The 23,771-nt window shown below is 28.5% G+C and carries 21 protein-coding genes; 9 read left to right on the plus strand and 12 right to left on the minus strand.

Going from position 1 to position 23,771, the window contains the following annotated elements; all coding sequences use genetic code 11:
- Window positions 1–262: 262 nt before the first annotated feature.
- Window positions 263–418 (minus strand): hypothetical protein, encoded by a 156-nt coding sequence (locus tag MRZ80_RS05140; protein ID WP_292536835.1) that lies wholly within the window; start codon window positions 416–418, stop codon window positions 263–265.
- Between MRZ80_RS05140 and MRZ80_RS05145 the strand changes: the two genes are divergently transcribed.
- Entirely contained in the window at window positions 378–2,918 is a 2,541-nt protein-coding gene (locus tag MRZ80_RS05145) for a hypothetical protein (protein ID WP_292536837.1), read from the plus strand. The genes MRZ80_RS05140 and MRZ80_RS05145 overlap by 41 nt on opposite strands.
- A gap of 84 nt (window positions 2,919–3,002) precedes the next feature.
- Here MRZ80_RS05145 and MRZ80_RS05150 read toward each other — a convergent pair whose 3' ends face one another.
- The gene (locus tag MRZ80_RS05150) at window positions 3,003–6,380 is read right to left on the minus strand and encodes a hypothetical protein (protein WP_292536839.1); all 3,378 of its coding nucleotides are present in this window, start codon (window positions 6,378–6,380) and stop codon (window positions 3,003–3,005) included.
- 185 nt (window positions 6,381–6,565) lie between these two features.
- Window positions 6,566–7,774, minus strand: coding sequence for an aldo/keto reductase (locus tag MRZ80_RS05155; protein ID WP_292536841.1), 1,209 nt, complete (start codon window positions 7,772–7,774; stop codon window positions 6,566–6,568).
- Between the two features lie 248 nt (window positions 7,775–8,022).
- Here MRZ80_RS05155 and MRZ80_RS05160 point away from each other — a divergent pair, with 248 nt between their 5' ends.
- Window positions 8,023–8,520 carry a GyrI-like domain-containing protein gene (locus tag MRZ80_RS05160; protein ID WP_292536844.1) on the plus strand — a complete coding sequence of 166 codons (498 nt, stop codon included), beginning with the start codon at window positions 8,023–8,025 and terminating at the stop codon, window positions 8,518–8,520.
- 674 nt (window positions 8,521–9,194) lie between these two features.
- On the opposite strand, the gene MRZ80_RS05165 is transcribed toward MRZ80_RS05160, so the two are convergent.
- A complete protein-coding gene (locus MRZ80_RS05165; protein WP_292536846.1) occupies window positions 9,195–9,593 on the minus strand; it encodes a translation initiation factor IF-5A in 399 nt (132 codons plus the stop codon).
- Between the two features lie 358 nt (window positions 9,594–9,951).
- Here MRZ80_RS05165 and MRZ80_RS05170 point away from each other — a divergent pair, with 358 nt between their 5' ends.
- Window positions 9,952–10,563 carry a biotin transporter BioY gene (locus MRZ80_RS05170; protein WP_292536849.1) on the plus strand — a complete coding sequence of 204 codons (612 nt, stop codon included), beginning with the start codon at window positions 9,952–9,954 and terminating at the stop codon, window positions 10,561–10,563.
- A 176-nt stretch (window positions 10,564–10,739) separates the two neighbouring features.
- Here the strand turns inward: MRZ80_RS05170 and xerA are convergent, their stop codons facing one another.
- Together xerA and dnaG are read right to left on the minus strand one after the other, a co-directional pair.
- Entirely contained in the window at window positions 10,740–11,687 is a 948-nt protein-coding gene (gene xerA / locus MRZ80_RS05175; RefSeq protein ID WP_292536852.1) for a site-specific tyrosine recombinase/integron integrase, read from the minus strand.
- A 123-nt stretch (window positions 11,688–11,810) separates the two neighbouring features.
- Entirely contained in the window at window positions 11,811–13,262 is a 1,452-nt protein-coding gene (gene dnaG, locus MRZ80_RS05180; RefSeq protein ID WP_292536957.1) for a DNA primase DnaG, read from the minus strand.
- 486 nt (window positions 13,263–13,748) lie between these two features.
- Between dnaG and MRZ80_RS05185 the strand changes: the two genes are divergently transcribed.
- The 3 genes from MRZ80_RS05185 (at window position 13,749) to MRZ80_RS05195 (ending at window position 15,643) form a co-directional block, all read left to right on the plus strand.
- Window positions 13,749–14,039, plus strand: coding sequence for a DUF211 domain-containing protein (locus tag MRZ80_RS05185; RefSeq protein ID WP_292536855.1), 291 nt, complete (start codon window positions 13,749–13,751; stop codon window positions 14,037–14,039).
- A gap of 157 nt (window positions 14,040–14,196) precedes the next feature.
- Window positions 14,197–14,865: an RraA family protein gene (locus tag MRZ80_RS05190; RefSeq protein WP_292536859.1), complete on the plus strand. Its 669-nt coding sequence runs from the start codon at window positions 14,197–14,199 to the stop codon at window positions 14,863–14,865.
- A gap of 481 nt (window positions 14,866–15,346) precedes the next feature.
- Window positions 15,347–15,643 (plus strand): Gar1/Naf1 family protein, encoded by a 297-nt coding sequence (locus tag MRZ80_RS05195; protein ID WP_292536862.1) that lies wholly within the window; start codon window positions 15,347–15,349, stop codon window positions 15,641–15,643.
- 271 nt (window positions 15,644–15,914) lie between these two features.
- Here the strand turns inward: MRZ80_RS05195 and MRZ80_RS05200 are convergent, their stop codons facing one another.
- Complete coding sequence (locus MRZ80_RS05200) at window positions 15,915–16,274, minus strand: hypothetical protein (RefSeq protein ID WP_292536865.1); 360 nt, start codon at window positions 16,272–16,274, stop codon at window positions 15,915–15,917.
- Window positions 16,275–16,443: 169 nt separating this feature from the next.
- Here MRZ80_RS05200 and MRZ80_RS05205 point away from each other — a divergent pair, with 169 nt between their 5' ends.
- On the plus strand, window positions 16,444–17,379 hold the full coding sequence (locus tag MRZ80_RS05205) for a transcription initiation factor IIB (protein ID WP_292536959.1): 936 nt from the start codon (window positions 16,444–16,446) through the stop codon (window positions 17,377–17,379).
- Window positions 17,380–17,582: 203 nt separating this feature from the next.
- On the opposite strand, the gene prf1 is transcribed toward MRZ80_RS05205, so the two are convergent.
- Window positions 17,583–18,818, minus strand: a complete 1,236-nt coding sequence (prf1, locus tag MRZ80_RS05210; RefSeq protein WP_292536867.1) for a peptide chain release factor aRF-1 — start codon at window positions 18,816–18,818, stop codon at window positions 17,583–17,585.
- Window positions 18,819–19,157: 339 nt separating this feature from the next.
- Between prf1 and pyrH the strand changes: the two genes are divergently transcribed.
- Both pyrH and MRZ80_RS05220 read left to right on the plus strand, forming a co-directional pair.
- Window positions 19,158–19,829 carry a UMP kinase gene (gene pyrH, locus MRZ80_RS05215; RefSeq protein WP_292536870.1) on the plus strand — a complete coding sequence of 224 codons (672 nt, stop codon included), beginning with the start codon at window positions 19,158–19,160 and terminating at the stop codon, window positions 19,827–19,829.
- Window positions 19,830–19,863: 34 nt separating this feature from the next.
- Window positions 19,864–20,058 (plus strand): DUF2116 family Zn-ribbon domain-containing protein, encoded by a 195-nt coding sequence (locus MRZ80_RS05220; protein WP_292536873.1) that lies wholly within the window; start codon window positions 19,864–19,866, stop codon window positions 20,056–20,058.
- A gap of 138 nt (window positions 20,059–20,196) precedes the next feature.
- On the opposite strand, the gene MRZ80_RS05225 is transcribed toward MRZ80_RS05220, so the two are convergent.
- From MRZ80_RS05225 to MRZ80_RS05240, 4 genes are read right to left on the minus strand one after another with little or no spacing between them, the layout of a single operon-like run.
- Window positions 20,197–20,814: an ATP-binding cassette domain-containing protein gene (locus MRZ80_RS05225; RefSeq protein ID WP_292536876.1), complete on the minus strand. Its 618-nt coding sequence runs from the start codon at window positions 20,812–20,814 to the stop codon at window positions 20,197–20,199.
- Between the two features lie 2 nt (window positions 20,815–20,816).
- Complete coding sequence (locus tag MRZ80_RS05230) at window positions 20,817–21,782, minus strand: ABC transporter ATP-binding protein (protein WP_292536878.1); 966 nt, start codon at window positions 21,780–21,782, stop codon at window positions 20,817–20,819.
- Between the two features lie 18 nt (window positions 21,783–21,800).
- Complete coding sequence (locus tag MRZ80_RS05235; RefSeq protein ID WP_292536880.1) at window positions 21,801–22,667, minus strand: ABC transporter permease; 867 nt, start codon at window positions 22,665–22,667, stop codon at window positions 21,801–21,803.
- Window positions 22,648–23,649, minus strand: coding sequence for an ABC transporter permease (locus tag MRZ80_RS05240; RefSeq protein ID WP_292536961.1), 1,002 nt, complete (start codon window positions 23,647–23,649; stop codon window positions 22,648–22,650). Before MRZ80_RS05240 ends, MRZ80_RS05235 begins: the two co-directional genes overlap by 20 nt.
- Window positions 23,650–23,771 lie beyond the last annotated feature (122 nt).

Here is a 23,771-nt window from a genome sequence, read left to right on the forward strand (position 1 = left end):
CATCATATAAAACTGTTTGAATATAATGAGATAATCTTTATATTATAAAACTGTTTAAATATTATAAAACTAATAAAGAACTACTAGAAAAAATATTTTTTTTATAAACGAGGTGATTTTTTATTAATAAAAATAATATTTTAAAAATATTTCCAATCATCCTCATATTAATTACACTACTTGTATGTATATCATCAGTATCAGCAGATGATAGTCCAAATGGAATTTATCCAGAAAATAGGACAAACATAGCAATAAGTGTTCAAGTAGATAATGAGGATATTGTAAATCCAACACTACCACCCACACCAGATACAAAATCAGACATTAAAAATACAACACCAAGCAGTGGTAGTTCTATAGAATCTAAAGATGTAGTGAAAAATACATCACAATCAATTACATCAAATAAAACCACAACAACAGCAGCAGACAACTCACAAAGTACAATCTATGTAAGTAATAAGGGTAATGATAAAAATACGGGAAGTAAAACATCTCCAAAAGCAACAATCAAAAATGCCCTTAAAACAGTGACAAATGGTGGAACAATACATCTTAACAGTGGAACATATTATGAAAATGGAATTTTTATAAATAAAAACGTGAAAATAGAATCAGATAATACAAAAACAACAATAATTGATGCACAGAAAAAACATGTATTTACAATAGATTTCAATACAAAAGTAACATTTAAATCATTTACAATAACAAATGCAAAAGATACAAATGGTGCAGCAATATATAATAAGGGAACATTAAAACTTGAAGCAATGAAGATATCAGCATGTAACTCATCAATTAGTGGTGCTGTATATAACAAGGGAAGTGTTGAATGTATAAAAACATCCTTTTCTGGTAACTATGCAAAAAAAGGAGCAGCAATATACAATATCAACTACCTTAAAAGTAAGTATTCTACATTTAATAAAAATAATGTAGAAACACAAGGATCTGCTATCTTCACATCAGGCAGTGGAAAAAGTGTACTAATTTCAAATAACTTTACAAGCAATCGAAATTCAGCTGTGTATTTTGCATCAAAAAAAGATAATGAAATTAGAGATTCAAAATTTATATCAAATATCGCAATAAATGGTGGAGCAATATATAATGATGGAGTTCTACGTATTAATAAAACATACTTCAACTTAAATAATGCAACACAACATGGAGGAGCAATATATAATAAGAATTCCCTAAATATTCAGAATTCAACATTTAAAGTAAATAGTGCTAAAGAAAATGGTGGAGCAATCTATTCAACAAGCACACTTAACATACTAGATTCTACACTTGAAAATAACAAAGCACAAAAAGGTGCTGCAGTTTCAAATATGAAAACATTAACTGTTAAAAATACTCAATTTAGCCTAAATAAAGCAACAGTTCATGGTGGAGCAATATATAACAACTTAAATAATACATCTAAAGTTACAATTAAAAATTCAAACTTTACAAATAACACGGCAAATCTGGGAGCTGGAATATACTCCTATGGTGATGTTGTAGTTACAATTAATGCTTCAAACTTCAATGCAAATAATAACAATGCAGCATACTTTAAAACAACATCAGATACAAACACAATCACAGATTCAAATTTCAGTAAAAATGATCGTGCCGTATATATTGATGGATCAACTGTTAATATTTTCAAATCAGTCTTTTCGGCAAATACAGATACTGGTGCTGCAGTAAATAACTATAAAGGTAAAGTATTTATCAGAGATTCTGTTCTTAAAAACAATGCTAAAGTTGACATATTCAACAATAAAGGTAAAATAATTGCAGATTATAACTGGTGGGGAAGTAATAATAATCCAAATACAAGAGTAAATGGTACTACAATAAATTACTGGATTTATCTTACATTTAAAACAACAGCAAATGTTGAAAATAAAACTACAACATCAGTTATATCACTAAATAATGTATATGATGGTAAAACTGTCATATCACATACATCAGATCTTCCAAAGATTGCAGCAAAATATTCTGCATCAGGTTGTGGAGTTACAACAACACAGATGATAACACTTAATAATGCACCTGTAAGTATTAAAACCCAATTTAAAAACAATGGTAATGCTACAGTAGGTATTGATGTTGATGCACAAGTAATTAAAAATAGTGTTAATTTAGAGGTTCCATCTAAAATCACATCATTATTTGTACAAATTGGTGCAAGTGTATCAAAATCAACTGTTGACACATGGAAAAAAGCAGGAATTACAGATGTTTATGTACAGGCAAGAGCATCAACTGATAACTATGCAAAACTTAAAGAAGTAGTATCACTTACACGTGGAAGTAATATTCGTGTTCATGCATGGGTGATTTGTTTTAGTACAAGTCATGGATTTGACATTAGTGATAAACAGCAGACAATGATTAAAAACTTCATATCTAAAGTTATTAAAATAGATGGAGTTCGTGGTGTATGTCTTGACTATGTACGTTATAGTGGAAGTAATCCATCAAGTGTAGTTCCAAGTAAGATTACAAACTTTGTTAAAGCTGTAAATTCAATTGTAAAATCTAATGATCCTACAAAAACAGTTTCTGCATGTGTATTTGCAGAGAAAGCTGGAACTAAAGTTTATTATGGTCAGGATTATGCTGCTATGAGTCCTTATGTTGATGTAATGCTACCTATGGCATATAAGTATGACTATCATGCTGGACGAAATTGGCTTAAAGATGTTACAGCATATGTTGTCAAAGAAGCTAAATATTCAAAGGTTGTAACTGTACTTCAAACATATAAGGAAGGTAGTAAAATTACAATGCTTCCAAAATCAGAACTTACAGATGATGCAAAGGCTGTTATGAGCGTTGGATCATGTGGATATTCACTATTTAGATATGGTCTTATAAGTGGTTATCCTGGAAGTGCAGAACTTCTAGCATAAATTTAACCCCCTTACTTTTTTTATTTTTTTTATATTTAACTCAGAATTTCTAAAAAAAAGATAAATTGGAGGAGAATATATTTTTCATATTTTTATCATATTATATTGTGTTGAATGATGATATATTGATGTTTCTGATGTCTGGATTAGCATTTCATAGTATCTTTTATTGAAGTTTGAAATATCATATTCATAGAGCATGTATGATGTGTTTATTTGTTGTGTTGTTATTGTTTTTGATGCTATTTTTATGTTAACTTTTATTTTATCAATATTTAATGGATTCATATCTAAATTTACTAGTTGTGCTTTTATTTTAAGTTTCTGACCATCTATTGTGTAGTTCATCTTAATTTTCACATACTCTTTTTCTATGATAAGATTTGATGTTACCATACTTTTATTGTGAAGTGCATCATCTCCTGCTACTATTGTAATGTTATGGATATTTGCTGGATATTTTCCCATTAAATCATATGTGTAGTTTATTATTCCATTTTTTATTTGTTGTGTTGTTATTGTTTTATTATTTATCTTAATTGTAACATTTACTGTTGTATTTACTAATTTGTTACCTTTTAGAATTCTTGCATAGATGTTTATCTTATTATTTGGTGTGGTTTTTATGTTTGTTGTTTGTATCATGAGTTGTGATCTTTGATATTGTAGTTTTCCATTCCATGTTGACATTTTATAGATGCTGTTTTCTCCACTTATTAGTGTTATGTTGTATGTGTTTTCATGGTTATTTTTGTATTGATAGAGTATGTGTGCTTTTTGTGTGGTATTTTTATGGTGTGTTTTATTGTTGATTTTTATTGCTACATTTACTATTTTCTCTATTGGCTTGTTTGTTATCTGATCATATACTGTTGCATTTATTATTACTGCTTCTCCACACTTTGAGTTGATATTTTCAGAAATTATGTATGTTGCTCTTTTATTTAATGTTAGGTTGATGTTACATACTGCTTGTTTGTGGTGTGGTGTTTGTCGTGTTTTTATTGTTATTTTATAGTTATCTCCTATTAGATTTGTTAGTGGTATTATTATATTACATTTACCATCTGTGTAGTTTGTATGTAGTATTGTTTTGTCATTTATCTTAACTACTGCTGGTATTATTGCTTCTAGTTTTTCTTTATTTGAATTTAGTGTTGTATTTAGTATAATTTGTGTTAGTTTTAGGGCTGTTATTTGTCTTGGTGCTGTGATGTATGTTGTATTTCTTTGTATTTTTAGTGTTATGTTACGTGTTGCCTGTGTGTAGTATGGTGTTTGATTTGTTGTTATTGTTATTGTGATGTTTTGATCATCCATATCTCCTATAGTTAATGTGTAGTTTAGTTTTCCATCACTAAATTGTGTATCATATGTTGTATCTGCTATTTTTATTGTTGCAGGTATTGTTAGGTTTATTTTTTCATTGTAGTTTGTTAGTGTTGCATCAAGTGTTATGTTTTTATTTGGTGTGGTTGTTATTGTGTTGTTTAGTTTTATTGTTAGTTGTGTTTGTCGTGGTATGTATTGGAATGTTGTTATATTCTCTGATGGTGCATATTTTTCATTTCCTGTGTATTTTACTTTGATTGTATAGTTTCCAATTTCCTGGTTTGTCATATCATATTCTAGTGTTTTTGGTAAATTATTTACATCCGATACACATATGATGGTTTCATTTAGTGAAATTTCAAGACTTCCACTTGTTATATTCATGTAATCTTTTGAATAAATATAGGTTATTATGTTAAGTATATTTTTATTTGTTAGGTATTTTGATATTTTTAGGGTTGTGTTAACCTTGGATATGTTGATTTTTTCATTTAAAACAAAATCACTAAATACTGATGAATTATAATATTCAACTTGAACATTAAAACACTCACCTGCAACAAAACTACCAGGCAGTACTACATTTGTCCTATTTGAAACTACATCTAAATCCATCACATAACTTTCATTAACATAAACTTTAATATTTCCATCTGTAATATTTTGATTATAACTTGAAAATATGATATCAAATGAAATATTACCACTATCTGTAAGTGACATATTTGTAATATAGCCATGCAGCTGATGTTTTATAACATCCAATACAACTGATACATTAGTTGATTCATATCGTTGTGTTCCATGATAGATTATCATAACATCATGCACACCATAGCTTATATCATCAGGAATATAGTATTTTAGTTCTACTTTTGAATTGTTAATATTTAATGTTGAAATACTTTCATTATCAAGTATGAATTCTACCATTCCATCGTTTGTTGTATCTATAAAGTTGTAGATTGTTGCTGTAATATTAACATCTTCATTTCTATAACTTGAAATATTACGACTATAGATTGTTGTATTGATCTTATTTACAGTTAATGTTGTATTATAGCTTGTTTTATTATAAATTAAGCTTCCATCATATATGGCTGTTATATTGTAGTTTGATTTTACATATTCTGATAAATTAAAACTTAAATCCACCTCATTACTTTTTACATCTTCTGTTTTAATTAGCATACCATCAACATAGATATTTAAATATCCATCATCAATACGTCTGTTTGTATTAAATGTGGCTGTTATATTAATCATATCTCCATGATATCCACGTATATGTGGCATATATAATGATGTTCTATATTTTGGAATATTGATTAGTTGTGATGAATTTAAAGCTGCAACAGTCTTATTTCCAGGATGTCTAAATTCTATAATTTCTGTGTTATAAATTGCAGGTATTGTCACATAAATATCTGAATTTGTAATGTTTACTCTTTTTATCTCAATATCCTCACATTGTAGTATAACTTCTCCTGATTCTATGTAGGTATTATTTGCCATAATATTAAATTGTAAATCTATTTCATTTTCATCATTAAATGTCATGTTAAGATTTTCAACAGATGAGGGATACTTTTTTATTTCAAGTGTTGATGTTGCTTTTGTATCTTTATATTTTGATCCTTTTACATATTCAACTTCAATTGTATGATTTACTGCACTAAAACCTCTGGTATCAAGAGTTAATATGTTATCTTTTGTTTGTTTTAAATCTTTAACATCACATATTAATCCATTAATATATGCAAAAACAAGACCATCATCCACATCATCTTGCAGGATATAGTATCGAATAGTTATTACTTCTCCAATATAACATGTTGCATTATCACATGTAAGATTTAATTGCTCAGTACTACTATTTGATTTTAAAATCTTGTATGCCATCTTATCTTCATTTTTAACTTCTACTGATTTAGTTTTACTTTCATCTAGTTTTTCATCAACTGCATCATTATTAGTTACTGTAGTAGTAGTTTGTGTGGTTTCTGGAGTTGTTGGTGTTATATCACTAGATACTATATCATCATCTATTTGTGTCTGATTTTGAGCATATACAGATGTCATGAAAAATAAAACAACTAAAATAAATATGAAAACATGTCTCATCTTCATAATATGCAATCCTCCCTTTAATTTTTTTATTAATTTAAATAATAAGAAAACACAAAAAACATGAAAAAAAATAATAAAAAATTTTCTTATCAACTATTAGATATAGAGGATGTTTAAAAGTTTAAATAAAATTATAATTTTTTACAAAAAAAAGGGAGGTAAGATGAAAATAAGGGGTGGATAATTTAGCTGTGTGTTGTAAGAAACTTATATACTGGTTTTCCAATAACTTCAACAAATTTCATTAAATACTTAAATCCTGGCATTTCCATTTCCTTTGTGACTGTTTTTAGTTCATTTGGAATATCAATATGTTGTGGACATTTACTTATACACACACCACATTCTACACATTTACTTGCATATGATCCACTTCCACCTGAAAGTCCTGACAATTGAACCATATATGTTCCACTTCCACGATTAAATATCATCTTATCATTATAGCATTTAAAACATTCTGGTATATCAACACCATGAGGACATGCCATACAATAACGACATGAAGTACATGGAATCTTTATAAGATCATCATAGATGGATTTAATTTTATCATATACTTCTAATTCAGTATCACTTATTGAGTTAATCTGTGTATCTGTTGCTGTTTTAATATTATCTGTGATTTGATCAATTGTATTCATACCAGAGAGTATACATGTTATTTCTTTTTGATTAAATAACCATTTTAATGCCCATCTTGCAGGTGAATCTGTGATATTTTCATCATCCATTACACTTGCAACCTTACCTGGCACATTATCAGATAGAAGTCCACCTTTTAATGGTTCCATAACAAATACATTAATACCTTTTTCATATGCATATCTTATTCCACGAATTCCTGCTTGTGTATCAATATCAATGAAGTTATATTGCAAAAGACACATATCCCATTTGTAGCTATCTGCTATAGTTTTAAATGAATTGAAATTATCATGGAATGAAAATCCTACATTTTTAACTTTTCCCTCAGCTTTTATTTCATCAAGAAATTCAAAGATACCATACTCTTTAAGTTTATTAAACTGGTCAAGATTTAGTGAATGAAGATAATAAAAGTCAATACATTCAACACCTAGTTTTTGAAGTTGTTTTTCAAGAAAATCTCTTAAATCCTCCTTACTTTTAACAAACATTACAGGAAGTTTTGTTGAAATATAAATATCACTTCGTCTTTTATTTAAGATATCCTTTAGAAAGCTTTCACACTCACCATTATGATAGATATATGCTGTGTCAATGTAGTTTATTCCATTATCTATTGCATAATTTAGCAGTTCATTTGCCCGTATTTTATCTATTCGCCCATTTTTTGTTGGAAGTCTCATTGCCCCAAATCCTAGATGTGAAACTTCATATTCTGGATTGTTATTTATTGGAATTTGCATCATATTTAATCAAGCCCATAAAAAAAAATTAATTAATTTAATGATTATATTTATTATATTTTTAGTAATTAAATGCATAATGAAATTTTAAATTGTCTAATTAATATTACTTCAATTTATATTAATAATAAAAAAAATATATCATAATTGTAGAATTTATAATACAATGAAAATAAAATAAATTAAAAAATATTTTACAATATAATATTTTTCACAAAAAAAAAATAAAATTAATGGAGTTATTGAATATTATGGCTGATATTGAAGTAGTAGTAAAAAAAATACCAGATCAAAAAGTAGCATATGTACCACACACTGATAGTTTTTCTAAGTTACCAGAATTTATACGTGAAGTTGGAGAACTTATTGCTGAAAATAATATGGAAGCTGTAGGATTCCCATATGGATCTTATGAAAATGATATGGAAGAACGTGCTGAAACTACACAGATGTTTGAAATAGGAATGCCTGTTAAGTATGATATGGGTGGAAAACCTGCACTTCGTCTTGGAAAACTTGGTCTTAAAGAAGTTGCAGAACATACAGTTATCTCTGCATACCATGTAGGTTCACATAAAAACTTTGATAAAACAATTAAGGCAATGGTAGAATTTTCAATTGAAAATCAGTATGATATTGTAGGTCCTATTACTGAAATTTACATACCAGCAGATGAAGATACACCAGTTGAAGAAACAAGAACTGAAGTTCAACTTCCAGTTATTTATATGGGACCACGTGATGAATAGATTCTATTTTCACACCCTTCACCACCAAATTCTTTTTATTAATATGAAATTCTTATTTTAAAACAAGTTATTATTTTTTAAAAATTTAATAAAAATAGTAAATAAAAAAGGTAAAAAAAAGTTATGTAGTATAATAGAAATCATATATTTCTATCTTATTTTTTTTATAACTAGCTACTAATGACATAATCCATGTAAGCTCAGGTATTATTGTGTGTAGAATTACCCCTTTATAGATTATATTACATCAGAAATGAGTATTTGGAAGTATTTAATACTTTATAAAATACTTATTTAATCTTTTCAAAAAATTTAACACCTTTTAAGAATTATGTTATCTTAAAAAAAAATTTTGAAAGATATACTATATATTCATTTAACTTTGAATTTTTCTTATAAAATTTTAAATACAATATTCATTCCTAGTTATAGCTAATTAACTAAATTATATTTCTATAATTCATAATATATAAAATAATGTTTTATAAGCAATAAATTATAATAAAAAATTATGATAAATTAAAATCTAATCAAAAATAATTAAACATCAACATGTCTTATAGACTAATTGAGGCTAATAAAAAATTCTATTTCTAAAATAAGTAAAATTTAACAATTTATATCTAAATTTAGTGGAGATTAAAAAGAAAAAAAATAAAAGAAAAGAAACTTACTTAGTTTCCTCCTTTTGTTCTCATGATTTTCATGTTTCCGAGAGCTTCGATGTATTCTACTTCTCTACCTTCTGTAATTTCATCTTTGAGTTCTTCAGGTATAGGTAAGTCGATTGTTTCGTATGTTTCTAAGTCCATGAGTTGAACTTCTTGACCCATAATTGCTAAAACTTGTCCTACTCTTTTATCAATGATAGGTATGTCGATTTTAGCGTTTACTGGTTTTACAAGACTTCTTTTTTGGTTATCAAAGATACCTACAGCTTCAATACGTGCTTTAGCTGCTCCGTGTTTACCAGGTGATGATGTTGAAATACTTGTGATTTTGGAAGCTTCTCCATCTAATACTAAGTATTTTCCTTGTTTTAATGTTTTAATTTCTGCTACTTTTGTTGCCATTAAATTTCCCTCTAAAAAATTAATATCTATTATTTATTTAGTATTTAATAAAAATTTATTATTCATCCTGTCATCTAACACAATTATAAGTGTTTATATGACTAGGTTTTAAAAAAATTCAATATTGTATAAAAAAATAAATTGTTATACAAATAGTATATGGTATTATTTCTATTTAGCTTAGTTAATATAATTTACCTTTTTTATATATCAAATATAAAACAATAAACTTAATTTAATTATATCATCAACTATACATTATTTTTAAATATTAGATAAATCAAATAAATATAATGCAATTTTATATAAAAATTACAACATAAATATTAATATATTATAAACTCAAAGGAGGATAACAATGTTTATCAATGTAAATAAACTTCATGAAGTACAAAATTCATGGTATGATTGGAGAAACAATGCTAGTACAGCAACAATGGTTGCACTATCATTTGTATTTGCATGTTTTACAGGAATAATGGCACAAGTAGCTATAACTGTACCTTGGAGTCCAGTATTAATTACATTCCAAACATTTGCTGCATTAATGGCAGGTACAATGCTTGGTAAAAAATACGGTGTATTTAGTATGCTTTTATACCTAGTATTAGGTGTAGCTGGAGTACCATGGTTTACAAACATGCACGGTGGAATAGAAGGAATATTAACTGCTAGTGGAGGATACATCTTTGGATTTATATTCGCAGCAGCATTCACAGGATATGTATTTGATACATATTCAAGTGCAAGAAAACCTATGCAAACAGTTCTTGTAATGTTAATTGCTAACTGGGTATTTATATACATCCCAGGACTTATAGGATTATACATGTTCATGAGTCAAAAAATGGCAGTTGTATCATTAGGACAACTATTACTTGCAGGAGTAGTTCCATTTGTATTTGGAGATACACTTAAAGTACTTCTTGCATCAGGAATTTCAACTTCAATTTTACCAAAAGAAGAATAAGAAACATTTTTATTCTCTTAACCTTTTTTTTATTTTTTTAATTTAGAAAAATATCCTTAAATCAATTTAATCTCCAAAAAAAAGAATTTAAATACTTATTTTAAAATAAAAATTTAATATAAAAATAGAAAAAAAATAGAGGATAATAAAATTAGTTTTAATACATCAAATCCATTTTATTCTGAATTTATTTCTTGTAATTTCTTAATTTTAATATCTTTATTTAGCCATGCATCATCGTATGCATCTTTAAGTGTGTTCATATCAACACTTGTATAGATCTGTGTTGTATTAAGATTACTATGTCCTAGTAGTTGTTGTATTGCACGTATATCTACACCATTTTTAAGAAGGTGTGTTGCAAATGAATGTCTTAGAATGTGAGGTGTAACTTTCTTTGTAATACCTGCCTTTTTTGCATAATCTTTAATCATAAACTGCACATAACGTGGTGTAAGCATATGATCTTTCTGATTTATAAATAATAACTCATTATCAGAGCCTCTTTTATCAAGATATTCATGAATTAAATCAAGAGTATCATTGTCAAATATTACAATTCTATCTTTTTCACCTTTACCACGGATACGTATTGTACGATCAGTTTCATCAATATCTGCAATTTTAAGTTTTATAAGTTCAGATATCCTAAGACCAGTTGAATATAGTAATGTTAATATTAACTTATTTCTTAGCTTTGTTATGTTTCGTGGATTTGATTTTGTAGGGTCATATTCATCATCTTTTGCATGTATAAGTCTATATACTTGCTCTTCAGATAGTGATTTTGGTAGTGATTTTGTTCTTTTTGGAATCTTAATTTCATCTGCTATATCAATTTCACAGTAATTTAAAAACTTCTTAATTATCACTGTTATAAGATATAAGTAGTTTTGTGATACTTCATTGTCACGTTTAAGGTGTTGAATATACTTTTTAAAAGTTCTTAAAATGTCTTTTTCTGACTTGATTTGTTTTTGTGATTCCATGTATCTATTGAAATTTATAAGTATTGAGGAGTATGTTTTAAGAGTATTTGATGAATAGTTCTGTATATCTAAATCTACTATATAATCATCCATAAGATCTTCAAAATCCAGATCTTGAACTTCTTCATTATTCATTTTTCTCATTACTCATCTAATTTATTTTATAAAAAAAAATTTTCTATTTTATCAATTATCTTAAATTCTAATAAAAATAAAAAAAATGGGAAAGAATCTAATCTTCCCAAATTCTTATTAAATTTAAAGATTATTATTTTTTGTTATAATCTTAATGGTTTCAGGTTTTTTTACAACTTCACTCATTTTAACTGCTGCTAGTTGTTCTATATTTTTTTCTTTTGCAAGATCAACTAATCTTTGACTTATAATTCCATCAAAGATAACAGTTTTTATATTATCTGTATCTTTTATTTCATTGTAGATTTTTTCAACTGGAATTTCTTTGATAACATTAAAGTTTTCATCAAATAATTTTCCCATATTTGTTTTTGCCAATTGTTGTAACTGTTTTTGATACTTGTTTAGTTTTTTAGGTTTCTTTTCAGGTTTTGCTTCTTCTTTTTGTGGTTGTTGTTCCTGTTTTTGCTGATTTTTATTATGTTGTTTTTCTTGTTGTTTTTGTTGCTGTTTTTGTGGTTTTTGTGTTGTTATGTTTTTTGTTGATTTTTTTGGCTGTTTTGGTTGATAGTCATCTTCAATTGTTGTTTCAAATTTAACATATGTCTTTGGACTTTTTGGTTTAAATGGTTGTTTGTCATCTGATCTGTAATCATTTGATGGATGATGTTTTACTTCATTAACTTTTGCTTCTTTTGGAACTTGTTTTGTGTATCTGTAATGACCATTATGGTTTGGATTGTAATTTAGTTGATTTTTTAGTTTATCAACTGAGGTCTTATTTTTAAGAGCATGTATTACTTGATCTTTATCAAGATATTCAACTTCCTGACCTCTTGGTGCTCGTGTTACATAGTCAATATTTCCAACTTGTAGAAGCTCTTTAAGTATTAAATCTCCACCACGATCTCCATCAAGGAATGCTGTTACTGTTTTGTCTTTTGTAAGTTCAACAACAGTTTTTGGAATATTAACTCCCTCTACTGCTATTGTATTTTTTATACCATATTTTAGAAGATTAAGTACATCTGATCTTCCTTCAACAATAAGTATTGCATCAGAATCAGGAGTATTTGGTCCTGCTGGAAGTTTATCTTCACCAAATTCTATAATTTCAGGTATTCTTATTGATTCTTTTACCTCTTCAATCATTCTAGAACTTTCTGGTGTAAAGTCTTCCATCATATTTTGATATAATTCCTTTGCACGTTCTACTATTGTTCGTCTTTTAACAGCACGTACATCTTCTATTTTTGTAACTCTGAGATTTGCTTCACATGGTCCAACTCTGTTGATTGTTTCAAGTGATGCTGCAAGAATTGTTGTTTCAATTCTGTCAAGACTTGATGGTATAACAACTTCACCTTTTGTTCGTCCATCCTTATTTGTCATATCTACTTTAATTCTTCCAATTCTACCTGTTTTTTGTAGTTCTCGTAGATCTAGGCTGTCTGAGAGTAAACCTTCTGTTTGTCCAAATATTGCTCCAACAACATCTGGTTTTTCTACAAATCCTTTTGCATTGATTTGTGAGTGAATTAAGTATTTTGTTGTTGTAATTTCATCTTTAACCATATAATAATAATCTTCATCACTGAAATATTTGGCATTTTTATGTGTCATTGAATCGCCTTTTGTTATATTTTTTTTATTAGTTTTAAAGATAAAAATTTCTGATTTATTATTATATAATTTCATATTTTAATCAAGCAATTGTATTCTAAATTAATAAAAAAATGTTATTTACTAAATTAAGATGTTTTGATGATTAAAATTTATATTTAATGAAACATTATTAGATATTAAATATTATAAAAATTTCTTAATTTCTTATTTGAAATTTAAGAATTTTATTTTAAGTATTATTTTTAATTTAAGTTAGTATTTTTAAATTTTATTTAATACATTTTCTAAGTTTGTATTTTAATATATATTATTTTAACTTTTATAAAAATTAGAAAATTTTATGGACAAAATAAAAAGTAGTATAAATATAAGTTATATGAGATATAAAACAATATAATATAAATTGATGATATAAATCGGAGGAATTTATTCAAAATGAAAAATTCATTAATAAGGGTTGTTTTAGATATACTTAAACCCCACCTACCTGCAATACCATCATTTGCTATGTATCTTAGTGATCTTGATGGTGTAGATGGTGTAAATATAACTTTAATAGAAATTGACAAAGATACAGAAAATGTTAAAGTAACAATGGAAGGAAGCGATCTTAACTATGAAAAGATCAAAGAAGCTGTAGAAAAATATGGTGCTTCAATCCACAGTGTTGATGAAGTTGTTGCAGGACGTAGACTTGTTGAAGAAGTTACAACTCACCAAGACTAGAACTTTAAATTGTTAATCAACCCAAAGGAATTTAACTTCCAAAAAAAAATTATTTAACTTAATTTTTTTTATTATTTTTTTTTATTTTTTTTTAAAACTGAATTAATTTTAATTTATATTGATATTATTTTTTTTTAGTATATAGAGATGAAATAAAATGGCAAAAATAACACCAAAAAATCTTTTAAAACATAATCTTAATGGTAAAGAAGAAAAGAAAATTACTCTTGATAATCTTGCTGAAATGTCATCAACAGATAATGTTTCAGATGCAATGAAAAATCTTTATAAAACAAATGGAGTAGTTGAAGGTATTAAACCTATCAGCTCATCTTATAAAATTGTTGGAAGAATTAGAACTGCAATTACAGATTCTGGTGATTGGGGTACATTAATTAAGGCAATTTATGCATGTAATGAAGATGAAATTCTTTTTGTTAAATGTTCAGATGATACCAAAGCTGTATGGGGTGAAATGGCATCTACTGCTGCAAAACTTCATGGTCTTAAAGGTACCATTATTTGTGGTGCATCACGTGATACAAATGAAATTATAGAACTTGATTATCCTGTATTTTCAAAAATTACACGTTCTAATGCTGGTTTTGCTCTTAATGAGGGAGCTATTGGATCTGATTTATTTATTAATGATAAGATCATTAAAACTGGTGATGTTGTATTTGCAGATTGTGATGGTGTAGTTGTTATACCTCAAGATAAAGTTGATGAGGTTCTTGCTGAAGTTAACAATATTAAGAAATTTGAAGATGATTGTTTTGCTAAAATTAAGAAAGGTCAGCAACTTGATGAAATTCTTAATTTATAGAAATCCTCTTCATTTTTCTTTTTTTATCTTTTTTTAAGATGTCTTATTTTTTTATTGCTTTTTTTAAGATTTTTAAATATAAATTAATATTATTTTATCATTATTTATTTAATGATACTATATAAAGGTACCTAAAAGTATAAATATAACAACAAATATAGTATTAATTAGCATTATAATTAAGTATAAATAAAACATTATACAATAACAAAAAAAACTATTTGAAATAATAACTATAGTTAAAAAAAATAATCAATTAAAATAAAAATAAATAGCCACCAATATACATTAAATCAAAAAACATGAAAGAGTTGAAAATTACCTCCAAATTACAATAAATACTAATTTTACAAACAAAAGTTACAATTAACATCAAACTTAAACTATGAATACTAAATTTAGAAATTATTTATTTTATTAATAAAAAGATTATAAAAAAAATCCAACTATAGAAATACTAAAAACTAGGATTAGGATTAAAATGTCCAATAAAAAATCCAATAAAAAACAGAAAATGAAACAACTAGGTACAATATCACATAAAACTAGTACAAACAAGTTGATTGTACCATCAAAAATAACTCCAAAAATTGGTTCAATAATAGTAAATAAACAGAAAAAACCCATTGGAAAAATCAATGATATCATAGGATCAACAAAAAAGCCTTATATCTCAATAAAAACAAGTCCAAAATTCAGAAAAGCCAAAGTTGGAGAAGAAGTATACTTAAGTACAAATAAAAAACGAAGGAGGATGAGACAACGGCAGGCATACTAAAGAGGAAAAAAAGATATGGAAGACCTCATAAAACACTAAAATCAGAAAAAGCAGCAAAAAAAGCAGAGGAAGTCGAAGAAACAACAACAAAAACTACTACTACTAAAAAAGAATCAATTCCTAAAAAAGAGTCAAAAATACCTAAAAAACGAGGTCCGGGAAGACCTAGAAAAGTCAAAAAAGATGATGAACCAGCAAAACCAAAAAGGGGACCTGGAAGACCAAGAAAGGTTAAAAAAGAAGAACCTGAAAAAGATGAAGTAGAACATCATCACACCACTATCATTGAAAAACAAGAACCTCCTAAAAAACGAGGACCAGGAAGACCTCCAAAAAGTAAAAACAAAAAAACCAAAGATGCAACAAAACCTAAACGTGGACCAGGAAGACCAAGAAAAGTTAAAAAAGAAGACGATGAACCAGCAAAACCAAAAAGAGGACCAGGAAGACCAAGAAAAACTAAGAAAACCGAAGATAAAAAAGAGAAAAAAGAAACAAAATCTAAAGCTAAAGCTAAAAAAGCAAAACCAAAAGCACCAAACCCACTTCTTGAAATCTTCCAAGATACAGATACTGATAACAAAAATGATACAGACAGCACTGTAGATTCAGAACTTTCAGATATGATCATAGCAGATCCAATGAGTGATGCTGATGTAATAATACCTGAAGATTCAGATGTTGAACTTATGAGTAACAGTGATCTTGATGTAGAAGAGATCATTAAAATCGACACATCCGACTCTGAAGAACTTGAACGTGAACTTGACAATACAACTGGTCTTACAGAAAAAGAACAGATGAAAGAAGACGTTGCAGAGATGGAGAAAAAGGAAACAAAATGTCCTGAATGTGGTTCAACAAAACTTATCAACGACCATGAACGTGGAGAAGTTGTATGTGGAGTATGTGGTCTTGTAATTGATGATAATATCGTTGATATGGGACCTGAATGGAGAGCATTTGACCACGAACAAAGAGATAAAAGAACAAGGGTTGGAGCTCCTATCACATACACAATACACGATAAAGGTCTATCTACCATGATTGACTGGAGAAACAAAGATATCTATGGTAGAGATATTCCAGCACGTAACCGTGCACAGTGGTATCGTCTAAGAAAATGGCAACGTAAAATAAGAATTAGTGGAGCTACAGAACGTAACCTTGCATTTGCACTCAGTGAACTTGACCGTGACTCTTCAAGACTTGGACTTCCAAGATCAGTACGTGAATCAGCATCTGTTGTATACAGAAATGCTGTGGAAAACAAACTTATCCGTGGACGTAGTATTGAAGGTGTAGTTGCAGCATCACTATATGCAGCATGTAGACGTTGTAAAGTTCCAAGAACTCTTGATGAAATTGCAGATGTATCACGTGTAAGTAAAAAAGAAGTTGGACGTACATACCGTTTCCTAACTCGTGAACTTAACATAAGACTTCCACCTACATCACCAATTGATTATGTTCCACGTTTTGCAAGTGAACTTAACTTATCTGGTGTTGTACAATCTAAAGCTATTGAAATCATTAACCAGGCAATGGAACAAGGTTTAACTAGTGGTAGAGGTCCTACTGGTGTTGCAGCAGCAGCACTATACATTGCAAGTGTAATTCTTGGTGAAAGAAAAACACAACGTGATGTTGCAGATATTGCAGGTGTAACTGAAGTAACAATCAGAAACAGATATAAAGAACTAACAGAACAACTAGATATGGGTGTTAACTTATAGATTAATACCTTTTAATCTAGCTCATTATTTTTTTTAATTTTATACTTATTTTAACAACTATTTCTAAATAAATTACCTAATTTAATTAATTCTATTTTTAATAATTTAGCTACATACAACTAATGTATAATATTAATAGTCTATTTTCCAAAAAAAAGTAATAAAAAAAAGTGTATAATATGGGGGTTAAGTAGTAAGTAAGTCTATTTTACTTTGTATCTTAGAATACCTGCAATTCCACCAAATGCTTTATCAAGTTGAGTACCTTCTTCTGTTTCAACAGAAATAACTTCAACATGAGTATTTACTTCTTCGGCAAGTTCAATTAATTCTTCTGCAGTTTCTTGTTCTTTTGCAACTTTCATAACTTCATTACAATTAGAACAACGTTCTTCTTCCTGTTTTTGATGTTGTCTTAAAGTTTTCTGCATCATATTTCCACATGCAGCACATTCATATGTTAATCTTTTACTTTTAAGATTTTCAGATATGAGAAGTGTTTCAACAGCACCCATCTGGAGATTTGTTCTGATCTCTTTTTCACCATAAGATGAAAGACCATTTTCAGATATAAGACCAGTTAAGAATTTCTTCATTAACTTTTTCTCTTTCATAATATCCATTTCTTCAAGAGTATCTGCTGATTCATCAATAACTTCACGAATACCAAAATCACCAGTATAGGATGTATCTACAATGTTAATAATTTTATCATTAATTTCATAGTTAAGATAATCTCCTTCTACAAAGTCATTTTTAGTATGTCCAGGACCACCAACAAGTACACCTTTAAGTTCATCTTTAAGTGGAAGGAATGCTTCATCAACATATGAACCAATACGTTTTAGGAACTCGTGAGCTGCAAGTTCAATTACACGGTCAAACCTTCTTTGTGACTGACCCCCAGCTTTATGCTTACCAGGTACACCACTAGTTAGGTGTTTTACAATATCTACTCTTTTACCTCTGAGTGTTGCAATTGTAGATTCTTTCCTATCAAGTACAACTACACCATATACTTCTTTATATTCAATAATTTGACGAAGTGGTTCAATATAGAATTGACTGTCACAGTGGTAAGTATATGTCTGTACAGGTTCAGGTGGCTGGAATACGTATGTTTCCATTTTTTCTGTTCCTGGTCCACCTCTTGGAATCATACCTACAAACATTACAAGTCCTTTTTCAGGTGGTTTTGGGAAAAGTTTTAGACGTTGAATAATTACCTCAATTGCTGATTGTACATTTTTCTTTGTCTGTTTACTTTTAATGTTTGAACTCTGTCCTAGTTCATCTCTCATATGTTTTGCTACATCACTGATCTGTTTTTCAGGTGGTATATATACACTTACAAGTTCTGTTCCACGACCTTTCTTATTTTCAAGCTCTTTTAAAGTCTTTTTAACTTCATATAATTCTTTTGAAGATGCATCAGTCATTTAATAGTACCTCTTTTATAGTTTATTTTTTAATGATATAAGATTTAGTTTATATTGTATTTTAAAAATGTAAAATTATCTAGTTATAATAATTATTATTCTACTAGCAAAAAGCTATCTGTTGGGTGTTTATGTAGTTGAAAAAATCCTATAAATTTTTTTATTAAATTATACTATCATTATATTTATATTTTAATATATTTATTTATTTTCTAAAATTACTTTAAATTATAAAAGTAACTTAAAAGATACATAATAATAATATGAAATCTGTAAAAAAATAAAGTAGTAATATTTTATTTTAAACATTACAGATAACTTTTTAGGAGAAGAGTATTAATGCGTATAGTAATTACAATTGGTGGATCAATACTTCTAAAAGAATATGATTCAAAAAGATTTGAAGAATATGCAGAAGTAATAAGACAATTAAATCAAGAACATGAAATTTTCATTGTAGTTGGTGGAGGAAAACCTGCTCGCCAATACATCAGTGTTGTACGAGACATGGGAGAAACAGAATCAATATGTGATGAAATAGGAATTCAAGTAACAAGAATTAATGCAAGACTGTTACAATGTGCACTTAAAGATATTGCATATCCAGCTATTCCTACAAACTTCCAACAAGCTCTTGAATACTCAGCTACTAATAAAATAGTTATAATGGGTGGAACAGAACCTGCTCACAGTACAGATGCAGTAGGAAGTATTCTTGCTGAATATGTTGGTGCTGACCTTGTTATTAATGCTACAAGTGTAGATGGTCTTTATGATAAAGATCCAAATAAATTTGATGATGCTAAAATGTTTACAGAAGTTACAGCAGATCAACTTATGGAAGTAGTATCAGATAATGATACAAAAGCAGGAACTTATGAATTTATTGATAAAACTGCAATTGAAATAATTAAAAGATCATCAATAAAAACCATTATCTTAAATGGTAACAATCCTGAAAATCTTATAACTGCACTAAATGAACCTATTGGAACAGTTATTAAAAACTAAGAATAATAAAATATTAATGGAGATTTGAATAAAAATGGCAGTAGAAGCTCACAAACACTGTGCAATATGTGGACAACCTATACCTTTATCTGAATCATTTTGTTCTGATAAATGTGAAGAACAATACAGAGCAAGACAAAAACAAATGGCAAAACAAAGAAAAATTCTTTATGCAGTAATTGCTATATTTGTTGTAATCTATCTTGTAATGATGATAGGTAAAATGTAGATAAACACCACTTTAACCCTTTTTTTACTTTTTTTTATATAATTTAATTTTTCTAAAATAAGCTTCAACTAAAAAAAATGGAGGTTATGGGAGATTAAATATTTTAAAAAATATGATTAATTAAACATATAACTTAATCTATTTCTTATGATTTAATTCATTGAAATATATAATATCATCACATATCCTTTCAAGTAAGTTCATATCATGGCTTACCGCCAATATGCCAACATTATTTTTTCTACAATGATTAATTACAGACGTCCAAATTTGTGCTTGTGTTATTGCATCAAGCATTGTTGTAATTTCATCAGCAACAATAAACTTTGTCTTTGGATTAAGTGATCTTAGTATACTAAATCTTTGAAGTTCTCCACCTGAGAGTTCTGATGGATAACGTTTAAGCCATTCTTTTTTTATACCAAATTCATCTAGTACATCCTGTGGTGGATTCCATGATTCTGTAAGTATCTTACCCATATTCCATCGTGGATTCATAACCTTTTCAGGGTGCTGATAGATAAGTTGCACAGGATTAAATTCTTTTGATGAAATTTCCTCTCCATTTACTGTTACAGATCCTGTGTAGTTATCAATGAAGTTTGTAATAATTTTACCAAATGTTGTTTTTCCAGATCCACTATCTCCAAAAAGACCAACAATTGAGTTATTATCCATCTGAAAGTTAATATCTTCTATTATATTTACATTCTTTTTATATCCAAATGTTATATTTTCAGCTTTTAAAATATCCATTATTAACTCTCTCCTTCATCTTCTATTTGTGGGTGGAAACATCTGATCATACGTCCATTTAATTCTATAAGATCTGGTAGTTCATCTATACATTGTTGTGTTTTATATGGACAGTTATCACTATATGGACATCCTTTTGGTATTTCATTGTATGATGGTTGTTGTCCTAGTGTTAATTTAAATTCATTTTCAGGAAGTGCTAGTGATAATGCCTTTGTATATGGATGATATAACCTCTTAGCATCAGATGTGAAATTAGATGTATCTGTTATTTCAACTACATATCCAAGATATAGTATTGCAATTCTATCACTACATCTTAGTGCTGTGTTTATATCGTGTGTAATTAGTATTAATCCTACACCTTGCTCTTTAAGTTCTATTAAATCATTTATAGTTTCATCTATTGCTGGTTGATCAAGTCCTGGTGTTGGTTCATCTGCAATTATGATTTCTGGATCATTAAGAAGTGCTGTTGAAAGAAGAACTTTACGTGCCATACCACCAGAAAGTTGGAATGGATACATATCATCAACTTCAGGGCTAAGACCATATCTGTCAAATATTTCTCTTTGCTTTTGTGATTTTTGTGCATATAATTCTTTGTCATCTTCTGAAACATTACCAATTGCCTGTTTTTTTATCTTCATTAATGGATTTAGATAATTTACAGACTGTGGTATGAGACTTATTTTATCTCCACGTATTTCTTCTTTAATTTCTTGTGTTAGATCCTCACCTTTATACTTCATTACACCTTCTGTATGTGCATTTTCAGGAAGTATTCCAAGAAGTGATTGTGCAAGAAGACTTTTTCCAGAACCACTAGATCCAAGTATTGCTAGTATTTCATGATCATGAAGATCAAGTGAAAGATCAGATATTACTCGTAGATCTTTCTGCTGTAGTCCTTTAAAGTACTGTCTAAATGATATTGAAAGATGTTCTACTTTTAATAATTCGCTCATAAATATCAAATCCTCGTTCTATGTATTTGCACTCTGTGGATCGAGTAGTTTATGTACATTTTCTCCTATTAAGTCAAAGATTAATACAAGAAGTAGTAGTGAAAGTCCTGGGAATACTGCAAGCCACCAACATCCAACACTGAAGTATTTCATAGCTTCAGATAATATAATTCCTATTGCAGGTTCATGTGGTGATAGACCAAATCCAAGGAATGATATACTTGCTTCGTGCATAATTGCATGAGGGAATACTAATATAAGTCCTACTATTACCTGTGATACTACAAGTGGTAGGATGTGTTTTTTTGCTATCCACCATTTAGATTTTCCTAGTTGTTGTGATAATTTCACATAATCTGTTGCTTTTATCTGTTTTATTTCAGCTCTCAGTACACGTGCAAGAGGTGTCCAGTGTGTAAGTCCTATTCCCATTACTACTCCATAGAGTCCTGTACCAAAAGCTAGTGATACAAGCATTATAAGAAGTATGTGTGGTATTGATCCGAAGAGATCAATTACAAGTGCTACTGCTTCATCTACTACTTTGTTTATACTTGAAAGTATTCCAAGTACTATTGCAATTACTGTTGTAAGTAAAGATGTTAACATTCCAACAAATATACTTATTCCAAGTCCTAGTATTGTACGTGTAAACATGTCACGTCCCATCCAATCTGTTCCAAAGATATGTTCAAGTGATGGTGGTTGATTTATGTTTGCAAAGTTTATTGTAAGTGTAGAATCTGAATTTAAAAATAAACTTGTTAATATTATTGAGAAAAATAACAATGCTGCTACTACTAGAATTACTATTGTTTTTGTTCTTAGATTTGCATTGTATAGTGTCCAAATCTTCTTATTTTCTTTATTTGTCAATTTGTTCATTCTCCTTAATTCTTGGATCTACAAAGTAGTATAGTATATCTGCAATTAAGTTTCCTGCAAATACAAATACTGCACTTATTAATACTATTGCAAGAAGCAATGGTACATCACTTTGAAGTCCTGCTTGTACTGCTGTTTGTCCGAGTCCTGGATATGAAAATACTTGTTCAACTAGTACTGCTCCTCCAAATAATTCACTAAATGATAAAAATTGTAGTGTAATTGCAGGTAGTAGTATGTTTCTTAGTGTTTGTCTTTCTATTAAGTTCCATCCTTTTTCTCCTCTTGCTTTTGCAAAGAGTACATAGTCTGATGAGAGTACATCTACAAGTTCATTTCTTGTATATAATGCTATTGGTGCTACTCCTACCAGACTTAGTGTTAGTGCTGGTAGTACCATACATGATAGCCATTGCCATATTGTTGCATTTGAATTAAGTGTTGATATTGGTACACCAAGTCCTACTGGGAACCATCCAAGTTGTACTGCAAATATTATTATCAGCAACATTCCTATCCAAAATGATGGTGCTGATTGTAAAATATAACAGTAAGTTTTTACTGCTCTATCAATCCATGAATCCTTATTTTTCCCTGCAAGGATTCCAAGGACTATTCCAATAATACCACTAATTATCCATGACACTGCAAGTAAAACTAATGATGCCATGAATTTCTGTCCAATTACCTCTACTACAGGTACACGATATATTAAAGATACTCCAAGATTTCCTGTTAGCACCATTGACAACCAATTGAAAATCTTAGTTGTTAGTGGTTGACCAACACCCCAATACTGCTCTAGCATAGCTCTCTGGGCTGCTGTAACACTTGCCTCTTTTAGGTATGCATTAACAGGATCTATAGGAGACATTTCAAGAAGTATAAAACTAAATATTGCAACTGCAAGCATTAGTAAAATAAAATGAATTGCCTTATTTCTTATAAATTCCAACATTTTTTTATTCATAAAATCACTTATAAATTTCCATAAGCCTATTTTTCTAAAATATACACCTATTCCATCATTAATATAACTAGTTTTACTTCAATTGTCTTCTAAATAACATAAATTATTTTTTTTGTTTATTTCAGAGCATATTC

The organism is Methanosphaera sp. (assembly GCF_022768985.1).
Classification (GTDB): Archaea; Methanobacteriota; Methanobacteria; order Methanobacteriales; family Methanobacteriaceae; genus Methanosphaera.